Source organism: Candidatus Effluviviaceae Genus I sp., assembly GCA_016867725.1.
Lineage (GTDB): Bacteria > Joyebacterota > Joyebacteria > Joyebacterales > Joyebacteraceae > VGIX01.
The window spans coordinates 87,855-110,579 of sequence record VGIX01000003.1 but is presented as its reverse complement, the minus strand read 5'-3'; the positions used below and the strand labels follow the sequence as shown (position 1 = coordinate 110,579).

The following is a 22,725-nucleotide window of genomic DNA, read 5'->3' as shown; positions in this document are numbered from 1 at the left end:
GTGGCTGCCCCCCGGGATGCGTGTCCGCATCGCCGAGGGGGAGCTCGACCCGCCGCGCGGCTGGGTCTCCTCCGGTTTCGGGGAGCGGCACCCGGCGCCGGCGCTCGTGGCCTCGGGGACCGTGGAGCTTCCGACGCGGGCCGCGTTCCTCATCGCGCCCGGGCACGAGGGAGAGGGGTCCCCGCGCGCGACGCGTGCGGCAAGCGGGCCAGGCGGCCTCGTTCTCGACGTCGAGGTCGGCCCGGACCGGGAGACGTGGCTCTTCGGTCATGTGTCGGTTCCCGACCGCGGTGCACTCTTCGAAGGCGCCGTCGGTCTTCGGGCCGTCCGCTCCGGCGCGACGGCGCTGATCGGCCTCGACGTCGCGCGCTGGACCGAGTCCGGCCGCGACGCAGCCCATGAGAGCGTTGCGAACCTCCTCGCGGCGGTCGCTCGCGGAAAGGAACGCGCGAAACGATGAAGGTCAGCGTGCTCGGTCTCGGTTACGTCGGCTGTGTCTCCGCAGCCTGTCTCTCCGACATGGGTCACACCGTCATCGGCCTCGACGTCGATCCGCGGAAGCTCGAGCCCCTGCGTCAGGGCAGGAGCCCCATCGTCGAGCCGGGCCTCGCCGAGCTCGTGAAGAAGGGCGTCGCCGAGGGGCGGCTCTCCGTGACCGAGGACTACGCGAAGGCGATCGGCGAGAGCGAGATCTCGCTCGTCTGCGTGGGGACGCCGTCCACCGAGTCCGGCACCCCGAACCTCGAGTACACGAAGCGCGTCTGCGCGCAGGTGGGCCAGGTGCTCAGGAGGAAGAGCGCCTTCCACACGATCGTCTTCCGGAGCACGATCCCTCCCGGGACCGTCGAGACCGAGCTTCTCCCGGTTCTCGAGCGCGAGTCCGGGAAGAAGGAAGGGGAGGGCTTCGGCGTCCTGTTCAACCCCGAGTTCCTCCGCGAGGCCTCGGCCGTCCGCGACTTCCACCACCCGCCGAAGATCGTCGTCGGCGAGAGGACGCCGGGAAGCAGAGCGGGCGATGAGCTCATCCGGCTCTGCCAGGGCATCGAGGCCCCGCTCGTCCGGACGGAGCTCCGCGTGGCCGAGATGGTGAAGTACGCCGACAACTGCTTCCACGCCCTCAAGGTGTGCTTCGGCAACGAGATGGGCAATCTCGCGAAGGCGATGGGCGTGTCGGACAGCCACAAGGTCATGGAGATCTTCTGCCTCGACCGTCAGCTCAACCTCTCCCCGTACTACCTGAAGCCGGGGTTCGCGTTCGGCGGCTCGTGCCTCCCGAAGGACGTCCGCGCGATGGTGCGGAAGGCGCAGGAGCTCGGCGTGAGGTCGCCCGTGATCGAGTCCCTGATGCCGTCGAACCGCGAGCAGATCCAGCGCGCCGTTCAGCTCATCCGCGACACGGGGAAGAGGAAGATCGGCGTCCTCGGCATGAGCTTCAAGTCGGGCACGGACGACCTCAGGGAGAGCCCGATCATCCAGGTCGTCAGCACGCTCATCGGGAAGGGCTACGAGCTCTGCATCTACGACCGGAACATCTCGTGGGAGGAGCTGTTCGGGTCGAACCTGGGCTTCCTCAAGCACGAGCTGCCCTACGCGCAGCGCCTCAGGGCCGAGACGGTGGAGGACCTCGTCGCGCGTTCGGAGGTCCTCGTCATCGCCAACGGCGCCGAGGAGTTCGAGGCGGTCCCGCGGACCATGCGCCCCGACCAGGTGCTCATCGACCTCGTGCGGATCATCGACGACCCGCGCGAGGCGCGAGGGAAGTACGTCGGGATCTCCTGGTAGGGACCTCAGGGGGCCGCGGAAGGCGGAAGGCCGCAGCAGGGAGCGTCCGTGGGTGAGACACGAAGGAAGCACATCCTGATCATCGTGGAGAACCTGCCGGTCCCCTTCGACCGCAGGGTGTGGCTGGAGTCGCTCACGCTCCGCGGCGCGGGCCACGACGTGAGCGTCATCTGTCCGCAGGGCGGCGGGTACCGGGCGTCGCACGAGGTCATCGACGGCATTCACATCCACCGGTATCCGCCGCCCCCGCCGACGAACACCAAGATCGCCTACGCGTGGGAGTTCCCGTACTGCTGGATCGAGACCCTCAAGCTGGCGCGGCGGATCTGGAGGGAGCGGCCGTTCGACGCGATCCACGCCTGCAATCCCCCCGACACCTTCTTCCTCATCGGCCTCCTCTACAAGGCGGCGGGGCGCGTGAGGTTCGTCTACGACCAGCACGACCTCTGCCCGGAGCTGTACCTGTCGCGGTTCGGCGGCTCGAAGTCGATCTACTTCTGGCTGCTGAGGGTCCTGGAGCGGGCGACCTACCGCGCCGCGGACATGGTGCTCTCGACGAACGAGTCGTATCGCGAGCACGCGATGACGCACGGGAGGATCCCTGCCGACCGCGTCTTCGTCGTCCGGAGCGGGCCGAGAGTGACCCGATTCGTCCCGGTACCGCCCGACGAGGGCCTCAAGCGGGGCAAGAGGTACCTCGTCTGCTACCTCGGAGTGATGGCGCCCCAGGACGGCGTCGACTATCTCCTGCGTGCCGCAAGGCACGTGGTGGACGTCGTCAAGAGGAAGGACGTGCACTTCACCCTCATCGGGTCGGGCGACTCGTTCCTCGGGATCAAGGCGCTACGGGACGACCTCGGTCTGACGGACGTCATCGAGATGACGGGCCGCATCCCGGACGAGGACGTCCGGAGGCTCTTGTCGACCGCCGACGTCTGCGTCTGCCCCGATCCGAGGAGCCCGCTCAACGACGTGTCGACCATGAACAAGGTGCTGGAGTACATGACCTGCGGGAAGGCCATGGTCTCCTTCGACCTCAAGGAGAGCAGGTTCTCGGCGGGCGAGGGCGCCCTCTACGCGACCCCGAACGACGAGATCGAGTTCGGAGAGCGCATCATCCAGCTCCTCGACGACGAGGAGCTCCGGGAGAAGATGGGGCGGGCGAACCGCGCCAGGATCGAGGCCGAGCTCAGCTGGGAGCGGACGAGCAGGGAGCTCCTCCTGGCGTACCGCGCGCTCCTCGGCGCGCCGGAGGGCGGGGGCGGCTCATGAGAGGTCCGGTCGCGTGCGTGGCCGCCGTGACCTACCGGTGCAACGGCCGCTGCACCATGTGCGACATCTGGAAGCGCCCGCCCGAGGCCGAGCGCGAGCTCGCGCCGGCGGACTACGCGTGGCTGCCGGCCTCGCTCCGCTCCGTCAACGTGAGCGGCGGCGAGCCCTTCCTGCGCGACGACCTGCCCGACGTCGTGAGGGTCATGCGTGAGAGCTGCCGGCGCGCGCGGATCGTCGTCTCGACCAACGGCCTCGAGCCCGACCGCATCGCGCGCATGGCCGCGGCGATGAAGGGCATCGCCGTCAGGGTCTCCGTGGACGCGGTGGGGCCGACCCACGACGCCGTCCGCGGCGTGGACGGCGCGTTCGAGCGCGCGGTCGAGACCGTGCGCCGCCTGAGCGCGGCGGGCGTGCGGGACCTCGGGATCGCGGCGACCTCGACCGAGCGCACGACCGGGCAGCTCACGGCCGTCGAGCGCCTGGCGTCCGAGCTCGGCGTCGCGTTCATCGCGAGCGTCGCGCACAGCTCTCCCATCTACTTCGGGAACCAGGACGAGAGCCGGCCGTCGTCGGACGGCGTGGTAGAGGAGATCTCGAGCCTCGTGCGGCGGCAGCTCCGCTCGAAGAGGCCCGCGGATTGGGCGAAGGCGTACTACGCGCGCGGGCTCATCGAGTACGTGCGGCGGAGGCCGAGGATGCTCCCGTGCGGAGCGGGTGAGGACCACTTCTTTCTCGACCCGTACGGGGACGTGTACCCGTGCAACGTGCAGGGGACCCGGATGGGGAACGTCCGCGAGGGCAGCTTCGCCGAGCTCGCGGCGCGGTCGCGCGATCTGGTCCGCGAACGCGTGGCCGGGTGCCGCGAGCAGTGCTGGATGGTCTGCACCGTGTCGCCGCCCATGAGGCGGCACCCGCTTCGGCCCGTGGCGTGGATCGCCGCGGCCAAGCTCTTCGGACGCGACGCGGCGGGCGGGCCGTGGGGCGCGGGAGGGCGACAGGGCTCGTGACGGTCCTCATGTGCAACAAGTACTACTTCGTCAAGGGAGGGGCCGAGCGCTACCTCTTCGAGCTTTCACGCATTCTCGAGTCGAAGGGGCACCGCGTCGTCCCGTTCGCCATGCGGCACGAGCGCAACGAGCCGAGCGAGCACTCTGAGGCGTTCGTCTCGCACGAGGGGTTCGACGGTGACGGAGGCGCCATCGGGCGTCTGCGGGCCGCGGCCCGTGTCATCTACAGCGTCGAGGCGAGGAGGAAGATCGAGCGACTGGTCGACAGGGTCGGGCCGGACATCGCGCACGCGCACAACATCGCGCACCAGCTCTCGCCCTCGATCCTCTACGGGCTGGCGGCGAAGGGCGTCCCGGTCGTTCAGACGCTGCACGACTACAAGCTCGTGTGTCCCAACTACTCGATGTTCGTCGACGGGGAGAACTGCGAGCGCTGCGCGACGTGGCGGTACTGGAACGCCTGCGCGAGGCGCTGCATGCGGGGAGCGCTCGCGCCGAGCGCGCTCGTCTGCCTCGAGGCGTACGCGCACCGGCTGCTTGGCTCGTACGCGAGGCACGTGGCGCTCTTCATCGCCCCCAGCCGCTCGCTGCGCGATCGCGTGATCGCGCACGGCGTGTCCCCGGACAAGGTCGTTCACCTCCCGTACGCGATCGACCTGTCCGGCTACGCACCGACCTACGCGGACGACGGCTATGCCGTGTACGTGGGCAGGCTCTCCGCGGGCAAGGGCATCGGGACGCTGCTGGGGGCCGCGGCGCTCGCCCCCGAGGTCCGGATCAAGGTCGTCGGCGCAGGCCCGCTCCTGGCCGATCTCGAGGCGCTCCGCGACCGGGAGCGCCTCTCGAACGTGGAGTTCGTCGGGCATCACACGGGCGAGGAGCTGAAGCGCCTGATGGCGGGCGCGACGTTCGTCGTGGTTCCCTCGGAGTGCTTCGAGAATTCCCCTCTCACCGTGTACGAGGCCCTCGCGCTGGGGAAGGCCGTCGTGGGCTCCGACATCGGCGGCATCCCGGAGCTGCTTGGCGGCGAGGCCGGCGTGCTCTTCCCGGCCGGCGACCGCGAGGCCCTGGCCGAGCGGCTGCGCTCCCTGTGGGGCGACCGGCCGCGGGCGGCGGAGATGGGCAGGCGCGCCCGGGCGCGCGCGGAGGGCGTTTACGGTCCCGAGAGCCACTACGAACGGCTCATGGACATCTACGGACGGGTGGTCCATTGAAGATCGCGATGCTCGGACAGAAGGGGATCCCTGCGACCTACGGCGGGATCGAGCGGCACGTCGAGGAGCTCGCGACGCGGCTCGTGGAGCGCGGGCACGAGGTGACGGTGTACTGCCGCCCGTACTACACGAGGATCCGCGGGGAGTATCGCGGCGTGAAGCTCGCGATCATCCCGAGCGTGCGCACGAAGCACCTCGACACGGCGACGCACTGCGCCCTGTCGGCGCCGGACATCCTCGCGCGCGACTACGACATCGTGCACTTCCACGCCCTCGGGCCGTCGATGTTCGCGAATCTCCCGAGGATGCGCGGGGCGCGGACCGCCGTCACGGTGCACGGCCTGGACTGGCAGCGCGAGAAGTGGGGCCGCTTCGCGCGGTGGGTCCTCAGGCGCTGCGAGTACACGTCCATCTACTTCCCGAACAAGACGATCGTCGTGTCGAAGGCGCTCCGGGAGTACTTCTGGGAGGCGCACGGCGTGACGGTCACCTACATCCCGAACGGGACGGTCCTTCCGCACGTCCGGGAAGCCTCGAAGATCAGGGAGATGGGCATCACGCCCGGGAACTACGTGCTCTTCGTCGGCCGCCTCGTGCCGGAGAAGGGCTGCCACTACCTGCTCGAGGCGTTCAGCCGCGTCTCCACCGACGCCGAACTCGTCGTCGCCGGCGGGACGAGCTTCTCGGCGGAGTACGTGGACAGGCTTCACGCGCTCGGCGGCGAGAGGACGCGCTTCCTCGGGTACGTGTACGGCGACGTCCTCGACGAGCTCTACTCCAACGCCCGGCTCTTCGTCCTGCCGTCCGACATCGAGGGGTTGCCCATCGCTCTCCTCGAGGCCATGAGCTTCGGGAACTGCTGCCTCACGAGCGACATCCCGGAGAATCTCGAGGTCATCGGGGACGACGGCGTGACGTTCCGCAGGGGGGACGTGGACGACCTGGCCGCGAAGCTCGGCGGCCTGCTCGAGCGGCCGGAGAAGTGCCGCAGCCTCGGCGAGCGCGCCAGGCGGCACGTGCTCGAGACCTACGACTGGGACGGCGTGACGCTGCACACCGAGGCGCTCTACTACTCGATGCTGAGAGGATTCTGACCGCGATGGCGGGGGCGGCGCGAGCAGAGGAGATCCGGAGGTCCGTGGACGCGTCCGCGCGGCTTGAGGAGCGGCGGGTGGTCGTGGAGGCCGCGCTGGGGCGCAACCTCCCTGCCGAGGGGGAGTATCCCCCGCGCATCCACGAGGCGCTGCGCTACGCCTGCCTTGGCGGCGGCAAGCGGCTGAGGCCGCTCGTGACGATGGCCGCGGTCGAGTCGGTCGGAGGATCCGCCGAGAGCGTCCTCAAGGCCGCGTGCGCCGTCGAGTACGTGCACTGCTGCTCCCTCGTGCTCGACGACCTTCCCTCGATGGACAACGCGCTCATGCGGCGCGGGAGACCCGCGACGCACCGGGTGTTCGGTGTTGCCACGTCGATGCTCGCCGCGGACGCGCTCCTCATGCATGCGTTCCGGCTCGTCGCCGACAACGCGGTCGACGTCGGGGCCGACGGGCCGCGAACGGCGCAGGCCGTCCGGGACCTCGCGACGGCGGTGGGATCGTTCGGCATGGTCGGCGGGCAGCACGTGGACCTCGAGACCGCCGGAAGCGCCGTCGAGCCCGCGACCCTCGAGTACATCCAGACCAGGAAGACGGGCGCGCTCTTCGCCGCCTCGGCGACGGTGGGGTGCGTTCTCATCGGCGCCCCGGCCGACGCGGTCAGGCGCCTCTCCGAGTACGCGCGGAGCCTCGGGCTGGCCTATCAGATCGTCGACGACATCCTGGATGCCGAAGGCGACCCCGTAGTGATGGGGAAGGACGCCGGTCAGGACGCGAGGAAGGCCACGTTCGTGACAGTCCACGGAGTGGACGCCGCGCGGCGCGCCGCGCGGGCGCTGGGCGCCGCCGCGAAGCGCGCGCTCGAGGGCTTCGACGGGGACGCCGGCGCGCTTCTGGGCATCGTCGACCAGTGCCTCACGAGGTCGTCCTGACCGGACGGGAGGGCGCATGATCCACGCGGTCATCCTCGCGGGCGGCTGGGGAGAGCGGCTCTGGCCGATGAGCACGCGCTCCCGCCCGAAGCAGCTCCTGAAGCTCGCGGGCGACGAGTCGCTCGTCCGGGCGACGGTGCGACGGATCGCTCCGCTGGCGAGTGCGGAGGGCGCCCTCGTGCTGACGGGCGAGGCGATCCGCGGCGCGATCGCGGAGGAGCTCCCGGACGTCCCGCTTGGCCGCATCATCGCCGAGCCCGTGGGGAAGAACACGGCGCCGGCCATCGCGCTCGCCGCGCGTCTGCTGCTGGCGGAGGACCCCGACGCGGTGATGGTCGTCCTGCCCGCCGACCACGTGATCGCCGACGAGGACGCGTTCCGGGCGGCGGTCGCGCTCGCGGCTCGCGCCGCGGACTCCCCGCGGGCGCTCGCGACGCTGGGCATCCGGCCGACGCGTCCGGAGACGGAGTACGGCTACATCAGGCCGGGAGCGGAGTCGGCTGTCCCCGGCGTCTTCGTCGCGGAGGAGTTCACGGAGAAGCCCGACCCCGCGACCGCGCGGGCGTTCCTCTCTGGGGGCCGCCACCTGTGGAACAGCGGGATGTTCGTGTGGCGGGCCGACAGGTTCCTGGAGGAGGTCGCGCGCCACCTCCCGGCGGTCGCGGACGCGCTGGCGTCCGTTCCCGACCTCGGCGACGCCGGGTTCGAAGCCGCGGTCCGGCGCTACTACGACGCCGTGCCCGCCGTCTCGGTGGACTACGGCGTCATGGAGCGGGCCGACGGCGTCGTCGTGGTCCCGGCAGGGTTCGGCTGGGACGACGTGGGATCGTGGAAAGCCCTGGAGCGCGTCTGGAAGTGCGATGAGGCCGGCGCCGCCGCGCGCGGTGATGCCGTCCTCATCGACGCCGAACGCTGCATCGTCTCCGCGGAAGGCGGGGTCGCCGCGGTCGTCGGCGTGTCGGACGTCATCGTCGCCCACACGTCCGAGGCCACGCTCGTCTGCGCGAAGGAGCGCGCCGGCGACGTGCGGCGCGTGGTCGAGGAGCTCAAGCGAAGGCGGATCGTCGAGCCGTAGGAAAGGGCCGCGTGCGAAGTCGTCGCCGGGGGTGCCGTCCCGCGCTTGACGCGCCGCGGGGATTCTGGTAACCGTTGCCGCTTCCGCCGACCCCCTCGACGGTGGCCGGCCACGGCGAGGAGACGGAATGCCGCAGCTCAGGAAGGACCCCGTCCTCGGACGCTGGGTCATCATCTCGACGGAGCGCGGGAAGCGCCCGACCGACTTCGCCCACGAGCGGGAGCCTTCGCGCGGCGGCGTCTGCCCGTTCGACGAGGGCAACGAGGACAAGACCCCGAAGGAGGTGCTGGCGTACCGCCCCGGGGGTTCGGGCCCCGACACGCCGGGATGGCAGGTCCGCGTCGTGCCGAACAAGTTCCCCGCGCTCGCGATCGAGGGGGAACTCGACCGCGCCGGCGAGGGCATGTACGACAAGATGAACGGCATCGGCGCGCACGAGGTCATCATCGAGACGCCTCGCCACGACGCGACGTTCGAGGGGCTTCCGCTCGAGCACGTCGCGCTCGTCGTCAAGGCGGCCCAGGACAGGATGCTCGACCTGCAGGGCGACACGCGCTTCCGCTACGTCCAGCTCTTCCGGAACAAAGGAAGCGCGGCGGGCGCGTCACTCGAGCACCCGCACTCCCAGCTCATCGCGCTGCCCATCCTGCCGAAGCGGCTCGCCGAGGAGCTCTCGGGTAGCCAGAAGTACTTCGGCTACAAGGAACGCTGCGTGTTCTGCGACATCGTCGCGCAGGAGACCTGGACCCGGACGAGGATCGTCTGCGAGAACGACGAGTTCATTTCGATCGTGCCGTTCGCCGCGCGCTTCCCGTTCGAAGCGTGGATCCTCCCGCGCAAGCATCTGCCGTCGTTCGAGTACATGGAGGAGGGCACCAGGGTCGCGTACGCGGCCATCCTCAAGGAGACGCTCACGAGGATCACGCTGGCGCTCAACGACCCGCCGTACAACCTGATCGTGCACACGTGCCCGTGCGGTGAGCGCGATCTCAGGTACTACCACTGGCACACCGAGATCATGCCGACCCTCACGAAGGTGGCCGGCTTCGAGTGGGGATCGGGCTTCTACATCAATCCGACGCCCCCGGAGGACGCCGCGCGCTATCTCAGGGAGGTCGATCTCTCACAGCGGAGCGCTCCATGAGGATCCTGATCGCGGCCGCCGAGGTCGCTCCGTTCGCGCGCGTGGGCGGGCTGTCGGACGTCGCGGGCGCTCTGGCGAAGGAGATCGCGCGCGCCGGCCACGACGTGTCGGTGTTCCTGCCGCGGTACGCGAGCATCGACGGGACCGCCTTCGGGCTTCAGCCGGTGGCGGGACTGGGGCCGGTCGGCGTGCCGATGGGCGACCGCGAGGAGCGGGCGTCGCTCTTCCGCGCGCCGATGCCCGGGGAGCCGCGGGTCAGCGTGTTCTTCGTCGGCCACGAGGGGTACTTCGGGCGCCCCGGCATCTACACGGACCCGGCGACGGGGCACGGCTACCCGGACGAGGTCGAGCGGTACGCGTTCTTCTGCCGCGCGCTCCTCGTGTTCGCCGAGGCGATGGGGCTTGCCCCCGACGTCGTGCACCTCAACGACCATCACACCGCGCTGGCCGCGGCATACCTCAGGGGGCCGAACCCGCACGCGGGAGCGCTGTCGCGCGCGGGTGTCGTGTTCAGCATTCACAACCTGGGGTACCAGGGGTGGTTCGACCGGGATCTCCTTCCGCGGCTCGGGTTCAGCTCCGAGCTCTGCTCGCCAGGCAGCCCCTTCGAGTTCAGCGGACGCGTCAATGCCCTCAAGCTCGGCATCGAGTTCGCGGACTTCGTGAACACGGTGAGCGAACGGTACGCGATCGAGATCTCCACGACCGCCGAGTTCGGCCTCGGTCTCGAGGGCGTTCTCGCCGACAAGGCGAGCCGCGGGCGCCTGATCGGGATCCTGAACGGCGTGGACACGGCGGTGTGGGACCCCGCGACGGACCCGCTGATCCCGGCCCACTACTCGGTGTCCGACATGAGAGGGAAGACGGCCTGCCGCGAGGCGCTGACCAAGCGCTGCGGGCTTTCGGTGTCCTCGCGCGCCCCGGTCGTCGGGATCGTCTCCAGGCTCGCGGACCAGAAGGGACTCGATCTCATCAGGGAGATCGCGGACGAGATGATCGGGCTCGACCTCGCGCTTGCCGTGCTCGGGACGGGCGACCGCGCCTACCACGAGTTCCTCACGGGACTGGCGGCGAAATACCGGGGCCGGGTGTCGGTCGACCTGCGCTTCGACGATGAGCTCGCGCACTGGATCGAGGCCGGCTCGGACATGTTCCTTATGCCCTCGCGGTACGAGCCGTGCGGCCTCAACCAGATGTACAGCCTGAGGTACGGCACGGTGCCGGTCGTGAGGGAGACCGGCGGGCTGGCCGACACCGTGACGGACTACGACGCGTCCAAGAACACGGGCACGGGCTTCTCGTTCAGGGAGTATCGCGCCGACGCGCTGCTCTCCGCGCTGCGACGGGCGGTCGGGACGTTCCGCGAGCCCGATCGGTGGGCCGGCATCGTGCGCCGCGGGATGCAGCTCGATCTGAGCTGGGCCGCGTCGGCGCTCAGGTACGCACGGCTCTACGAGGACGCCGCGGCGGCGCGGCGGAAGGCCGAGGCTGGGGAGCTTCGCGCTTGACAGAGGCGCGAGAGGCCCCTATACTCGGGGCTCGAAAGACAGCGCGGGAATAGCTCAGTGGTAGAGCGCCACCTTGCCAAGGTGGATGTCGCGGGTTCGACCCCCGTTTCCCGCTCCAGACTTCGGGGCAGGGGCGATCGGAAGCGACTGCCCCTGTCCGTGCCTCAGGGCGGCGTAGCCAAGCGGTAAGGCAGAGGACTGCAAATCCTTCACCACCGGTTCGAATCCGGTCGCCGCCTCCAGTCTCCCGATCCAGGACCCGTCCGCAGCCGCACGTCGGCCCGGTCGGGTCTGCTGTTCCCACGGCCCGCCGGGGTGGCGGAGCTGGAAGACGCGACGGACTTAAAACCCGTCGGGGCCTTGAGGCCCCGTGCCGGTTCGATTCCGGCCCCCGGCACCACCGCCGCAGCGCGACGCTCCGGTTCCGTCCCCGTTCCCCGATGGCATTTGCGCCTCCTATGGCACAAGGTATGCATCTCGGCATGAAGTAATGTGCCGTGGAGCGCTTTGTTGCATGGAGGCCCGAACAGCCATGGCAAGAGCCGGCGCGGCGTTCGTCGAGTGGGACGATGCGGAGAGGCGGCGGGCGAGGCGCCTGGGTTGGGCGACCGGACTCCTTCTTGCCGTGCTCGTTCTCCTTGCCTGCCCCGGTCGCGCCGAGGTCTCCTACCCGCGGCTGGCGAACATCTACTTCCCGACACTGGCCGGCGCCGACCTTGAGAAGCTCGCGCGGTGGGATCTCGTCGTCCTCACGACGTACACGGGGGAGTCGTGCGGGGACGAGCTCGAGACGCTTCGTCAGCTGAACCCGGACATCAAGCTCATCGTGCACATGCCGGTCGGGTACCACGGGGGCTGGACATGTCCGAGCGCCCTCGGCGGCCTCAGGGACGCGCTGGACGCGAACGGGTGGTGGCTGATGGACACCGCCGGAGAGATCGTCACGCCGCCGTTCGGGTTCGGCATCATGAACATGACCACCTCGTGCGCCCCCGACGGGCAGGGGCAGAGGCTGTGCGACTGGCTGCCGGAGCACATCGCGTCGCACCTCGGGCCGGGTGGAACGTGGGACGGGATCTTCCTCGACTTCTGCATGGACGACATCTCCTGGGTGAGCGGGTACATCCCCAATCCGATCGACGCGAACGGCGACGGCATTGCCGACACGCGGGCCGAGCTGGACGCCTGGTGGAAGAGTGGGATGCGACGGATGGCCGACCGTCTTCGCGAGCTCGTCGGCGACGACTACACCCTGATCACCAACGGCAACAACACGCTGTACGACGTGTGCGACGGCTCCACGCGGGAGAACTTCCCGTTCATGCACGGCGGCTGGTACGAGAACGTCATGCACCCGACGTACGGGTACGCGTCGAACAACGCGAACTACCGCCAGCCGGCCGTCAACATCGTGAACTCGATCTGGGCCGGCGAGGCCGGACCCAACGGCCCCCAGGGCAATCTGAACTACGAGCGGCAGCTCAGGTTCGGTCTTGCGACGACCCTGGTGTACGGAGACGGGTACTTCTCGTTCGACGGGCTGGACGGAGAGGACGCGCACAGCCACATGTGGTGGCATCCTCTGTACGACGTGGACCTCGGGCAGCCCGTCGGACGCGTCGAACGCGTCACGGCATGCCCCGGTGCACTGCCGGGGATGGTCAACGGCGAGTATCTGCGTCTTCGCAGGTTCACCAAAGGCATCGTCATCGTGAACCCGACCGGCGCGCTCCAGGCTGCCGACCTGGGCGGGATGTACTACATGGGCGAGTCGTGGAACGGGCAATTCTTCGAGAGGTCGGGCGCGGTGCACGAGGTGCTCGTCCATGCGCGCTCCGGCGCCATCGTCGTCGGGCGGGGGCACATGCTTGCCAGCTCAATCGTGCTTGAGGTCGTCGGGCGGGGGGTGGGCGGCAGTCCCGAGGTGTCATGGGACGCCCTCCCCGGCGCGGAGCGCTACAGCGTGTACCGAAGCCGGCTCGACGGTTCCGTGCCGGGCGAGCCCGTTCTCGTGGGCGTGGTGGACACGCCGACCTTCGTTGACGACTCCGCCGCGCAGGGCATGGCGTACCGGTATGCCGTTGCGGGAATCGACTCCAGCGGTTGCGAAGGGCAGCTGTCCCGTCCGGTCGAGGTGTCGACCGAGCCGGGGAGCGACCTGCACGTTCACTTCACGGTCGACATACTGGACGGGCGGCTGACCCTCGCGTGGACCGTTTCTGAGAACACGCGCGTTGCGATCATGCGGACTGGAGCGCGCGGAGAGCGCGCGGCGGTCGGCGATGGCCCGCAGGACGGCCCCGGGAGGCTGGTCGACGAGTCGGCCGTGCCCGGCGAGGCCTACGAGTACGAGCTCGTGGAGATCGACGGCGGCGCCGAGCGGGTGCTCGCGCTCGCTCGCTCGCGCGTTCCGGTCGACTCCGCGGGCACCGCGCTTCTGAGCTGCTCCCCGAACCCCGCTGCGGGGGAGACGCTGATCCGGTTCTCGATCGGCGGCGTCGTCGGTCGCGGAGACGTGGCGCGCGCCTCGCTCACGATCCACGACGCCGCCGGGAGGGTCGTGAAGCGGCTGGCCGACGGCCCGCTGCCTTCCGGCCTCCACGAAGCCCGCTGGGCGGCCGACGACGAGGCCGGGAACCCCGTCGCGTCCGGCTGCTACTTCTGCGCGCTGACGGCCGAGGGCCGCACGGACACGGCGAAGCTCCTCGTGATCCGCTAGCCCCGTAGGTCGCCCCGGCCACGCTCTGCGCCGAGCCGCGGCGGGCCGCGCCGGCCCGAGCGGCAAGCCGCCTTGACAGCCCCCCGGTCCGGTGCTAGCGTCACGCGGCGTAGGCTGGCATCCCGGCCGGGAGGCACCATGAATGCCACCGACATCATCATCGGGGTCATCCTCATCGCGGGGCTCATCTCCGGCGTCGCGCGGGGGTTCGTGAGGGGGCTCTTCGGTCTCGCGGGGCTCGTGCTCGGCGTCATGATCGCCGCCGGGAACTACGGGTTCGTGAGCCGACGGGTGTTCGGATTCGTCTCCGACGAGCGTCTCCGCGCGATCGTCGCCTTCATGGCCGTCCTCATCGTCGTGCTCGTGCTCTTCTCCATTCTGGGCAAGCTGCTCTCCAAGGCCGTCCGCCTGGCCGAGATGGGCTGGGCCGACAGGCTCGCGGGGGCCTTCCTCGGTCTGCTGACGGCCTCGCTCCTGTCGGGCATGCTGCTGATCCTGGCGGTGATGGGGGGCGTTCACGGCGAGCGGTTCCTGGCGGACTCCGTTCTCGCCCCGAAGGTCCTCGCCGTGACCGACGCCGTCGTGTCGGTGTTCCCGGGCGCGGCGCAGTCGAGGATCGAGGAGGCCCGGGAGGAGCTCCGCCGCGAGTGGAACCGCCAGCGCGGGCGAGGCACGTCGACGCTCGTGCTCGGCGGCCCGCCTGCCCGGCGCGGCCCGACCGGCGCACGGCCGGCCTGAGGTCACCATCCATAGGCGAGGAGGGCGAGCCATGATGTCCCGCCGGGACGACGCGACCCCGACGAAGGAGTCCTGCGCGTCCGTGCTGGAGCATCTGGGCGTGGACCTCACCGCGCTGGCGCCGCCGCCCGACCCGCTCCTCAGCGACCTCTGGCGCCGCGAGCTCGACAGGCTCAAGGAGGTCCTCGGGAAGCGGGAGCGCCACGGCGCGCTGCTCGTGGGCCCGGACGGCGTCGGGAAGAGAGCGCTCGTCCTGGCGCTCGCCCGCGAGATCGCGGACGGGCGCATCGCGGCCCACTTGCGCGGCCGACGGGTCGTCGAGCTGCTGTTCCACAGGGTCGCGGCCGCGGCCGGCAACCCCGGCGACTTCGAGCGCATCGTCTTCGCCGCCCTCCGGGAGGCGGCGCTCCGCGACGACGTCGTGCTGTTCATGAACGACATCACGAGCTTCATGGGGCTTGTCGGGGGGCGGAGGGACTTCGCCGGCGCGGCGGTCGTCATCGAGCTGGCATGCCGCCAGCCCGGTCTGTACCTCATCGGGGCGACGACGCCCGAGCTTCACCGCGAGGCCGCGGGCGTCTTCCCGTGGTGCGAGAAGCGCCTCGCGCGCGTGGACGTGCAGGAACCGTCCCGCGAGGCGACCGTGGCGCTTCTCGGGCAGGCCGTGAAGTCGTTGTCCGAGTACCATGGCGTCACCGTGGATCCGGACGCGGTCCAGGCCGCGGTCGACCTCTCGAGCCACTACGTTCAGGAGCGCGTCCTGCCGGGGAAGGCGCTCGATCTTCTCGATGAGGCGGCGGCGAAGGCGGTGGTCGCCGCGCCGCCGGGCACGACGCCCGTCGTCGGCACGCCCGAGGTGACCGCGGCGCTCTCCGATTGGGTGGGGATCCCCGCGGAGAAGCTCGCGGAGCGCGGGAACCACGAGCTCCTGGGCCTCGAAGGCGCCCTCATGAGGAGGATCAAGGGGCAGGATCACTGCGTCCGGAAGCTCGCCGACACCGTCCGCGTGGCGAAGCTCGGGCTCGACGAGAAGCCGGGGCGCCCGGACGGTGTGTTCCTCTTCGTCGGGCCGCCCGGCGTGGGGAAGACGGAGCTCGCGCGGGCGCTCGCCGACGAGCTCTATGGCGGACCGCCGCGGCTGCTCACGTACAACATGACGCGATACTCCGAGGAGGACGGCCTCACGCGGTTGACGGGCGTCCGCTTCGGCGACGTGGACCGGTCCGGAGACCTCACGGCGGCGGCGGCGGCGCACCCGCACTCGGTCATCGTGTTCGACGCCATCGAACGCTCGCACCGCGACGTGGCGCTCATGCTCATGCAGATCTGCCGCGAGGGCTCGATCGTCGACGGGCAGGGCAACACGGTCTCCTTCTCGAACGCGACCATCGTGATGATCTCGAATTCGGACAACATCGCTCCCAGGCTCCCCGACGAGCCCACGGTCGGGTTCGGGACGGGCGAGACGGACGCGGAGCAGCGGCGCATCGCTCAGGTGACCCGGGCCGTCGAGGAGTTCTTCCCGCCGGAGTTCATGGACGGCGTGGACGAGGTCCTTCTGTTCTCGCCCCTGTCCGACGTCGCGCTCCGGGAGATCGTGCACCTGCACCTCGGAGACATGCGCGAGCGGCTTGCCGCGCGCGGCGTCGCGCTGAACGTGACCGACGAAGCCGTCTCGCTCCTTGTGGAGAAAGGGGCGAGTCGCGAGTACGGGGCTCGGAACCTCGGCCGCACCGTGGAAGGCCTCGTGCTCAAGCCCCTCGCGCGGTTCCTGTTGTCGAACGGCGCCGTGCGGGACGTGACCGTGCGGGTCGTTGAGGGCGACATCGAGGTGGCCGCCGGCGGCCCGGGCGGCGCCGGCGGGCGGCGGGCGAAGCGAGGCGGAAGGCCGGCGGCATGAAGATGCTCATTGCCGGGCGCGAGGCAGGGGTCGGCCGGGCGATCAGCGTGCAGAACCCGCGCGACGGGTCCGTGATCGACACGGTGCCCGAAGCGACCCAGGCCGAGCTGGAAGAGGCGCTGGCGGCGGCCGCGCGCGGCGCCCGGGCGATGGCCGCGATGACCCGCCACGACCGCGCCCTCGTGCTGGAGCGGGCGTCGGCCGCCATCGCGGAGCGCTCCGAGGAGCTGGCCGGCCTGCTGGCGTCGGAGGTCGGGAAGACCATCCGCGAGGCCAGACTCGAGGTCGCGCGGGCGGCGTCGACCTTCGCGCTGTCCGCGGCCGAAGCGCGGCGTCTGTCCGGCGAGGTCGTGCCGTTCGACGCCGTTCCGGCCGGGCGCGATCGCCTCGGCTTCTGGATGCGGATGCCGATCGGCGTCGTCGCCGCCATCACGCCGTTCAACTTCCCGCTCAATCTCGCGGCGCACAAGGTGGCGCCGGCCATCGCCGCCGGGAACGCTGTCGTGCTCAAGCCAGCGACGGCGACGCCGCTTGCGGACCTCCGGCTCGGTTCGATCCTTTACGAGGCCGGGCTCCCGGGCGAGGCGCTCTCCGTGCTGACCGGGTCCGGCCCTGCGGTCGGTGACGCGCTCGTCGCGCACGCGGCCCCCCGCATGATCACCTTCACCGGGAGCGCCGAGGTGGGCGCGGCCATCGGGGCGCGCGCGGGCCTCAAGAGGCTCGCGATGGAGCTCGGCTCGAACTCGGCCGTCATCGTGACGGAGCGCTGCGACGTCGAGGACGCGGCCGAGCGGTGCGTCCGAGGCGCGTACGCGGTGGCCGGTCAGGTCTGCATCTCCGTCCAGCGCGTGCTGGCGCACGAGTCCGTCATCGGGCGCTTCGTTGACGCCGCCGCGGCCGGCGCGTCGCGACTGCGTGTCGGCGACCAGCTCCTCGAGGACACCGACGTCGGGCCGATGATCGACGAAACGCAGGCGCGGCGGGCCGCGGAGCGGATCGCGGACGCGGTCGCGATGGGCGGCAGCGTCGTGGTCGGCGGCGAGCGCTCGGGCGCGTTCGTCACGCCGGCCGTGCTCACGGGCGTTCCCGAACGGGCGGCTGTTTGGAGGGACGAGGCGTTCGCGCCGGTGATGGTGGTCCGGCCGTACCGGGCGCTCGACGAGGCCATCGCGTCCGTGAACAGGTCGCGCTACGGCCTTCAGGCCGGGATCTTCACGGACGACCTCGGCGAGGCGCTGCGCGCGGCGACCGAGATCGAATGCGGCGGCGTCATGGTCAACGACGTTCCGTCGTACCGCGCCGACCACATGCCCTACGGCGGCGTCAAGGACAGCGGCCTTGGCCGGGAAGGTCCCCGGTTCGCCGTCGAGGAGATGACCGAGGTCCGGCTCGTGGCGTTCCGGAGATGAGGCCTTGGGCAGGGGCTTTTGCCGCTTGACACCCGGCCCGCGCTCACGTATCTTCTTGGAGCGCCGTCGAGCGGCCCGAGAGGGCGCCCGGCTGCGAGGGCGATTAGCTCAGTTGGTTAGAGTGCTTGCTTGACATGCAAGAGGTCACTGGTTCGAGTCCAGTATCGCCCACCACTCGAACATCACAGGGAAGAAGAGGCATCTCGCTTCTCACCTTGAGGGCTCACGGCCCGAAGAGGTCTGTCGGCGTGCTCAGGAGACCGGTCTCCTTGAGTCCGAGGACGGGATGCGTCTCGACGGGGATGCATCCCGTCCGCCGTTTCCATCGCCGCCGTGAACGGCGGCGCGAGCGGAAGGAGGTCAGGTGACGATCCAGGCCCCACGCGTCAACCGGAAGATCCGCATCTCCCAGGTGCGGCTCATCGACGTGGACGGCACGCAGGTGGGCGTCCTCGCGACGTCCGAGGCGTTGGCGATGGCTGAACAGAAGGGACTCGACCTCGTTGAGGTCTCGCCGAAGGCCCGCCCGCCGGTGTGCAGGATCATGGACTACGGGAAGTACATGTATCAGCTGAACAAACGGGCGAAGGAGGCGAAGAAGCGCCAGCACGTGACGCAGGTCAAAGAGGTGAAGATGCGTCCGAAGATCGAGCCGCACGACTACGACTTCAAGCTCCGCCATGCGCGGGAATTCCTCGAGGCCGGCGACAAGGTCAAGTGCACGGTCACGTTCCGTGGCCGCGAGATGGCGCACAAGGAGATGGGCATTCGCCTGATGGAGAAGGTGGCGCAGGACCTCGCCGAGGCGGCGGCGGTCGAGGTGCCGATCCAGTCCGAGGGACGCGCCATGATGATGGTGCTGTCGCCGAGGCCGGGGACGAAGGCGCGGGAGCGAACCGGGAGCAGCGAGCATGCCGAAGGTCAAGACGCATCGAGGGGCGGCCAAGAGGTTTAAGCGCACGGGGGCGGGGAAGATCAAGCGGCCCAAGGCGTACACGGGCCACTTCTTCATCCGCAAGAGCGCGAGGGCGAAGAGGAACCTGAGGAAGCAGGGCTACGTCCACAAGGCCGACCAGCCGCGCATCGAGCGGCTGCTCAGGGACTAGTCTCTCCGGGAGGAAGGGGAAGACATGCCACGGGCACGTTCGGCGCCGGCGTCGAGGCGCAGGCGCAAGAAGATCCTGAAGTCCGCGAGGGGGTACTACGGCGGCAGGAGCCGTCTCATCCGCACCGCGACGGAGACCGTCCACCGCGCGGGCGTCTTCGCCTACGGCGCCCGGAAGGACAGGAAGGGCGACATGCGCCGCCTCTGGATCGTGCGCATCAACGCCGGGGCGCGGCTCCACGGGCTCTCCTACAGCCGGTTCATGCACGGGCTCAGGGAGGCGAAGGTCGAGGTGGACCGCAAGCTCCTCGCCGACATGGCGGTGCACGATGCGGACGGGTTCGCGAGGCTCGCCTCGATCGCGAAGGGGCAGCTTGGGCAGGCATGACGCCTGACGCGGGAGGACCTCGTTGATCGAGCGGCTCTCCGAACTTGCGGCGGCCGCCCTCGGAGACCTCGACGCCGCGCGCACCGAGAAGGACGTCGAGGACGCGCGCGTCCGGTACCTGGGGCGGAAGAGCGAGATCGCGACGATCTCGAAGGGGCTCGGGGCGCTTTCGGACGATGAGCGGAAGGCGCTCGGGAAGGCCCTGAACGAGTTCAAGGCGACCGTGACGGCGCGGCTCGACGAGGCGCGGACGCGCGTTCTTGCCGGCGCGGCCTCGGCCTCGGTGGGGCCGGATCTCACGCTCCCGGGGCGGGCGCCGTGGGTCGGTCGGAAGCACCCGATCACAAGGACGCTCGACCGGCTCGAGGAGATCCTCCTCGGCCTCGGCTTCGAGGTCGCCGTCGGCCCCGAGGTCGAGGACGAGTTCCACAACTTCGAGGCGCTGAACATCCCGCCGGACCACCCCGCGCGGGACATGTGGGACACCTTCTACGTTGACGGCGGGTCCCTCCTCCGCACGCACACGTCGCCCGTGCAGATCCGCGTGATGCAGTCCACGAAGCCGCCCGTGCGTATCATCGCGCCGGGGCGGGTGTACCGGAACGAGAACCCCGACGCCTCGCACGGCTCCGAGTTCTACCAGCTCGAGGGGCTCTACGTGGACCGCGACGTCCGCCTGGCAGAGCTCAGGGGCGTCCTCACGCGATTCCTGAAGGAGCTTCTGGGGGACGACGTGGGCATCCGCTTCCGTCCCGGCTTCTTCCCGTTCACCGAGCCGTCCATCGAGGTGGACGTCCGCTGCAGCATCTGCGGCGGCTCGGGATGCAGCGTCTGCAAGGGGACGGGCTGGGTGGAGCTTGTCGGAGCGGGGATGGTGGACCCGCGCGTCTTCCGGGCCGTGGGGTACGACCCGGACGCCGTGAGCGGCTACGCGTTCGGGCTGGGCGTGGACCGCGTGTGCATGATGCTGACGGGCACGGACGACATCCGGCTCTTTCTGGAGAACGACCTCCGGTTCCTCCGGGGGGTCTGAGGGGCGCCCATGAAGGTGAGCCTCGCGTGGCTCAGGGACTACGTCGACTTCGACATGGACGCCGTCGAGCTCGCCCGGCGTCTGACCGAGCGCCTCACGGAGACCGTCCCCGTGCGCCCGGCCGGCGCGGACGCGACGGGCGTGGTCGTCGCGAAGATCGTGACCGTTGACCGACACCCGGACGCCGACAGCCTCAGCGTCTGCGTCGTCGACTGGGGCAGCGGCTCGGCGAGCGTCGTGTGCGGCGCGCCGAACGCGCGGGCCGGCCTCGTGACGGGGCTTGCGCTCCCCGGCGCCGTCATCGCCGGCGGGCGCGCGATCGGCGAGCAGACCATCCGCGGGAGGCGCTCGTTCGGGATGCTCGTGTCGGCGGCCGAGCTCGGCGTCTCCGACGACGCGGCGGGGATCATCGAGCTCGATCCCTCGTCGTCGCTCGGCGAGGACATCCGCAGCGCGCTCGCGCTCACGGCCGACGCGGTGGACGTCGAGGTCCAGCCCAACCGACCGGACTGCACGGGCATCGTCGGCGTCGCCCGCGAGGTCGCCGCGATGACGCGCTCGCCGCTCAGGGAGCCGCGCGTCGACCTCCTCGAGTCGGGCACGCCCGCGTCCGCCCTCACGGGGGTCGAGATCCTCGATCCCGCCGGCTGTCCGCGGTACATCGCCCGCGTGATCGCGGGAGTGAAGGTCGGCCCTTCCCCGGCGTGGCTCGCCGAGAGGCTCGAGAGCGTGGGGCAGCGGCCCATCAACAACGTCGTGGACGCGACGAACTTCGCGATGCTCGAGCTCGGGCACCCCGTGCACGCGTTCGACTTCGAGGCGCTCGAGGGGCGACGCATCGTCGTGCGGCGCGCGTCGGCGGGCGAGGAGCTCGTCACGCTCGACGGGGTCACCCGCAAGCTCGGCCCCTCGCAGCTCGTGATCGCCGACGCGGCGCACCCCGTGGCCCTCGCCGGCGTCATGGGCGGCGCGGGCAGCGAGGTGACCGAGGGCACGACGACCGTGCTCCTGGAGTGCGCCTGCTTCGACCCGGTGATCGTCAGGCGCGGCGCGCGCGGCGTCGGGCTCCGGACGGAGGCCTCGTGGCGGTTCGAGCGAGGCGTGGACACGGCGGCCATGGACCGCGTCGCCGCCCGCGTGTGCGGCCTGATTGCGTCGATCGCCGGAGGGCAGGTGGCCCCCGGCGCCGTGGACGTCGGCCCTGGCCTTCCGGCTCCCTCGCCGGTCACCCTCAGGATGTCGTCGGTGCGGCGCCTGCTCGGTGACGGGGTCTCGACGTCCGACGCGGCCGGACACCTTGCCGCGCTCGGTTTCGGCGTGGCGCCGGACGCCGACGCGCTCCGCGTGAGCGTGCCGAGCTTCCGGCGCGACATCGAGCTCGAGGCCGATCTCGTCGAGGAGGTCACGCGGTCGCACGGATACGAGAACGTCGCGTCGGCGGTGCCCTTCCGCGGTCTCGACGAGCGCTACGAGAAGCGCGACGCGCGCGTCGCGCAGGTCCGCGGGGCGATGGTCGGCCTGGGCTTCTACGAGGCGCTCACGAGCTCCTTCACGAGCCCGGCCGTGCTCGAGCGCGTGGGGGCGGACCCTGCGGCCGCCCCGACGCTCTCCAACCCCATCAACAGGGACGCGCCGCTCCTTCGTCCCACCGCCGTCCCGGGTCTCCTGGACGTCGTCCGGACGAACTGGAACGTGGGGGAGAAGGACGTCAGGGTCTTCGAGATCGCGAAGGTGTTCTCGAGACAGGGGACGGCGACCGCCGAGGCGTGGTCGCTGGCCGGGGCGATGACGGGCCGGGCCGGAAGGCCGGCGTGGGACGGGCAGTCCCGGTCCACCGACTTCTTCGACGGCAAGGGCGCCCTGTGGGCCCTCGGGGAAGCGCTCGGGGTTGACAGCCTGGGCATGCGCTGCTACGATGGCCGCCCGCTGTTCGACCGCGCGGAGGGGGCGGTGCTCTCCGCAGGCGGGCGGGAGATCGGGCATCTCGGCATGATCTCTCGCGGCGTGCTGGACGCGTGGGATCTCGAGCAGCCGGTGTTCGTGTTCGAGCTCTCCCTTGATGAGCTGGCACGGGGGTGCAGGTTGGTGGGGAAACACGAGCGGCTACCGCGGTATCCCAAGGTGCGGCGCGACGTTGCGCTGATCCTGGATGACGGGACGCCCGCGGCCGGCGTGCTGGACGTGGTCGGCGGGCACGGCGAGGCGCTCCTGCAGTCCGTGGAAGTGTTCGACCTGTACCGTGGCTCGCAGCTTCCCGCGGGGAAGAAGAGCCTTGGCCTGTCGCTGACGTACATGTCGCGCGAGCGCACCCTGACGGACGCGGAGGTCGACGAGGCGCACGGCCGCGTCGTCAACCGCCTCCTCAAGGAGCTGGGGGCGTCGCTCCGGAAGTGACCGGGCGGCGCCTT

19 protein-coding genes and 4 tRNA genes are annotated in these 22,725 nt (G+C 70.5%); all 23 read left to right on the top strand.

Annotated elements, in window-relative coordinates; translation table 11 throughout:
* Positions 1–460: hypothetical protein (locus FJY74_02135; GenBank protein MBM3307106.1), on the top strand; the 460-nt coding region annotated here is incomplete at its 5' end.
* The gene (locus tag FJY74_02130; GenBank protein ID MBM3307105.1) at positions 457–1,782 is read left to right on the top strand and encodes a nucleotide sugar dehydrogenase; all 1,326 of its coding nucleotides are present in this window, start codon (positions 457–459) and stop codon (positions 1,780–1,782) included. The genes FJY74_02135 and FJY74_02130, both read left to right, overlap by 4 nt.
* A 72-nt stretch (positions 1,783–1,854) precedes the next feature.
* Positions 1,855–3,054 carry a glycosyltransferase family 4 protein gene (locus FJY74_02125; protein MBM3307104.1) on the top strand — a complete coding sequence of 400 codons (1,200 nt, stop codon included), beginning with the start codon at positions 1,855–1,857 and terminating at the stop codon, positions 3,052–3,054.
* Positions 3,051–4,061, top strand: a complete 1,011-nt coding sequence (locus FJY74_02120; GenBank protein ID MBM3307103.1) for a radical SAM protein — start codon at positions 3,051–3,053, stop codon at positions 4,059–4,061. The genes FJY74_02125 and FJY74_02120 overlap by 4 nt, the downstream gene beginning before the upstream one ends.
* Complete coding sequence (locus FJY74_02115; protein MBM3307102.1) at positions 4,058–5,275, top strand: glycosyltransferase family 4 protein; 1,218 nt, start codon at positions 4,058–4,060, stop codon at positions 5,273–5,275. The genes FJY74_02120 and FJY74_02115 overlap by 4 nt, the downstream gene beginning before the upstream one ends.
* Before the next feature lie 8 nt (positions 5,276–5,283).
* On the top strand, positions 5,284–6,369 hold the full coding sequence (locus FJY74_02110; GenBank protein MBM3307101.1) for a glycosyltransferase family 4 protein: 1,086 nt from the start codon (positions 5,284–5,286) through the stop codon (positions 6,367–6,369).
* A gap of 5 nt (positions 6,370–6,374) precedes the next feature.
* Positions 6,375–7,298, top strand: coding sequence for a polyprenyl synthetase family protein (locus FJY74_02105; protein MBM3307100.1), 924 nt, complete (start codon positions 6,375–6,377; stop codon positions 7,296–7,298).
* Between the two features lie 16 nt (positions 7,299–7,314).
* Complete coding sequence (locus FJY74_02100; protein ID MBM3307099.1) at positions 7,315–8,373, top strand: mannose-1-phosphate guanylyltransferase; 1,059 nt, start codon at positions 7,315–7,317, stop codon at positions 8,371–8,373.
* A gap of 127 nt (positions 8,374–8,500) precedes the next feature.
* The gene (gene galT / locus FJY74_02095; protein MBM3307098.1) at positions 8,501–9,517 is read left to right on the top strand and encodes a galactose-1-phosphate uridylyltransferase; all 1,017 of its coding nucleotides are present in this window, start codon (positions 8,501–8,503) and stop codon (positions 9,515–9,517) included.
* The gene (locus FJY74_02090) at positions 9,514–11,025 is read left to right on the top strand and encodes a glycogen synthase (GenBank protein ID MBM3307097.1); all 1,512 of its coding nucleotides are present in this window, start codon (positions 9,514–9,516) and stop codon (positions 11,023–11,025) included. The genes galT and FJY74_02090 overlap by 4 nt, the downstream gene beginning before the upstream one ends.
* 43 nt (positions 11,026–11,068) lie before the next feature.
* A tRNA-Gly gene (locus FJY74_02085) sits at positions 11,069–11,143 on the top strand.
* Between the two features lie 50 nt (positions 11,144–11,193).
* Positions 11,194–11,267 (top strand) — tRNA-Cys (locus tag FJY74_02080).
* 67 nt (positions 11,268–11,334) lie between these two features.
* Positions 11,335–11,425, top strand: a tRNA-Leu gene (locus tag FJY74_02075).
* Between the two features lie 132 nt (positions 11,426–11,557).
* Complete coding sequence (locus FJY74_02070) at positions 11,558–13,744, top strand: hypothetical protein (protein MBM3307096.1); 2,187 nt, start codon at positions 11,558–11,560, stop codon at positions 13,742–13,744.
* Positions 13,745–13,882: 138 nt separating this feature from the next.
* Entirely contained in the window at positions 13,883–14,482 is a 600-nt protein-coding gene (locus tag FJY74_02065; GenBank protein ID MBM3307095.1) for a CvpA family protein, read from the top strand.
* Between the two features lie 31 nt (positions 14,483–14,513).
* On the top strand, positions 14,514–16,382 hold the full coding sequence (locus FJY74_02060; GenBank protein MBM3307094.1) for an ATP-dependent Clp protease ATP-binding subunit: 1,869 nt from the start codon (positions 14,514–14,516) through the stop codon (positions 16,380–16,382).
* The gene (locus tag FJY74_02055; GenBank protein ID MBM3307093.1) at positions 16,379–17,791 is read left to right on the top strand and encodes an aldehyde dehydrogenase family protein; all 1,413 of its coding nucleotides are present in this window, start codon (positions 16,379–16,381) and stop codon (positions 17,789–17,791) included. The genes FJY74_02060 and FJY74_02055 overlap by 4 nt, the downstream gene beginning before the upstream one ends.
* A gap of 97 nt (positions 17,792–17,888) precedes the next feature.
* Positions 17,889–17,965 (top strand) — tRNA-Val (locus FJY74_02050).
* Between the two features lie 190 nt (positions 17,966–18,155).
* Positions 18,156–18,746, top strand: coding sequence for a translation initiation factor IF-3 (locus FJY74_02045; protein MBM3307092.1), 591 nt, complete (start codon positions 18,156–18,158; stop codon positions 18,744–18,746).
* Positions 18,703–18,897 carry a 50S ribosomal protein L35 gene (gene rpmI, locus FJY74_02040; GenBank protein MBM3307091.1) on the top strand — a complete coding sequence of 65 codons (195 nt, stop codon included), beginning with the start codon at positions 18,703–18,705 and terminating at the stop codon, positions 18,895–18,897. The genes FJY74_02045 and rpmI overlap by 44 nt, the downstream gene beginning before the upstream one ends.
* Before the next feature lie 24 nt (positions 18,898–18,921).
* The gene (rplT, locus tag FJY74_02035) at positions 18,922–19,284 is read left to right on the top strand and encodes a 50S ribosomal protein L20 (GenBank protein MBM3307090.1); all 363 of its coding nucleotides are present in this window, start codon (positions 18,922–18,924) and stop codon (positions 19,282–19,284) included.
* Between the two features lie 22 nt (positions 19,285–19,306).
* Entirely contained in the window at positions 19,307–20,317 is a 1,011-nt protein-coding gene (pheS, locus tag FJY74_02030) for a phenylalanine--tRNA ligase subunit alpha (protein ID MBM3307089.1), read from the top strand.
* A 9-nt stretch (positions 20,318–20,326) separates the two neighbouring features.
* Positions 20,327–22,711 carry a phenylalanine--tRNA ligase subunit beta gene (locus FJY74_02025; GenBank protein MBM3307088.1) on the top strand — a complete coding sequence of 795 codons (2,385 nt, stop codon included), beginning with the start codon at positions 20,327–20,329 and terminating at the stop codon, positions 22,709–22,711.
* The last annotated feature ends 14 nt before the right edge of the window (positions 22,712–22,725 follow it).

Excerpts from the sequence above, each read along its gene's own strand:
- FJY74_02110 (MBM3307101.1), top strand. The coding sequence starts at position 5,284 with ATGCTCGGACAGAAGGGGATCCCTGCGACCTACGGCGGGATCGAGCGG.
- FJY74_02100 (MBM3307099.1), top strand. The coding sequence starts at position 7,315 with ATGATCCACGCGGTCATCCTCGCGGGCGGCTGGGGAGAGCGGCTCTGG.
- rplT (MBM3307090.1), top strand. The coding sequence starts at position 18,922 with ATGCCACGGGCACGTTCGGCGCCGGCGTCGAGGCGCAGGCGCAAGAAG.
- FJY74_02055 (MBM3307093.1), top strand. The coding sequence starts at position 16,379 with ATGAAGATGCTCATTGCCGGGCGCGAGGCAGGGGTCGGCCGGGCGATC.
- FJY74_02105 (MBM3307100.1), top strand. The coding sequence starts at position 6,375 with ATGGCGGGGGCGGCGCGAGCAGAGGAGATCCGGAGGTCCGTGGACGCG.
- FJY74_02130 (MBM3307105.1), top strand. The coding sequence starts at position 457 with ATGAAGGTCAGCGTGCTCGGTCTCGGTTACGTCGGCTGTGTCTCCGCA.
- FJY74_02025 (MBM3307088.1), top strand. The coding sequence starts at position 20,327 with ATGAAGGTGAGCCTCGCGTGGCTCAGGGACTACGTCGACTTCGACATG.
- FJY74_02070 (MBM3307096.1), top strand. The coding sequence starts at position 11,558 with ATGGCAAGAGCCGGCGCGGCGTTCGTCGAGTGGGACGATGCGGAGAGG.
- FJY74_02060 (MBM3307094.1), top strand. The coding sequence starts at position 14,514 with ATGATGTCCCGCCGGGACGACGCGACCCCGACGAAGGAGTCCTGCGCG.
- FJY74_02065 (MBM3307095.1), top strand. The coding sequence starts at position 13,883 with ATGAATGCCACCGACATCATCATCGGGGTCATCCTCATCGCGGGGCTC.
- rpmI (MBM3307091.1), top strand. The coding sequence starts at position 18,703 with ATGCCGAAGGTCAAGACGCATCGAGGGGCGGCCAAGAGGTTTAAGCGC.
- galT (MBM3307098.1), top strand. The coding sequence starts at position 8,501 with ATGCCGCAGCTCAGGAAGGACCCCGTCCTCGGACGCTGGGTCATCATC.
- FJY74_02090 (MBM3307097.1), top strand. The coding sequence starts at position 9,514 with ATGAGGATCCTGATCGCGGCCGCCGAGGTCGCTCCGTTCGCGCGCGTG.
- FJY74_02120 (MBM3307103.1), top strand. The coding sequence starts at position 3,051 with ATGAGAGGTCCGGTCGCGTGCGTGGCCGCCGTGACCTACCGGTGCAAC.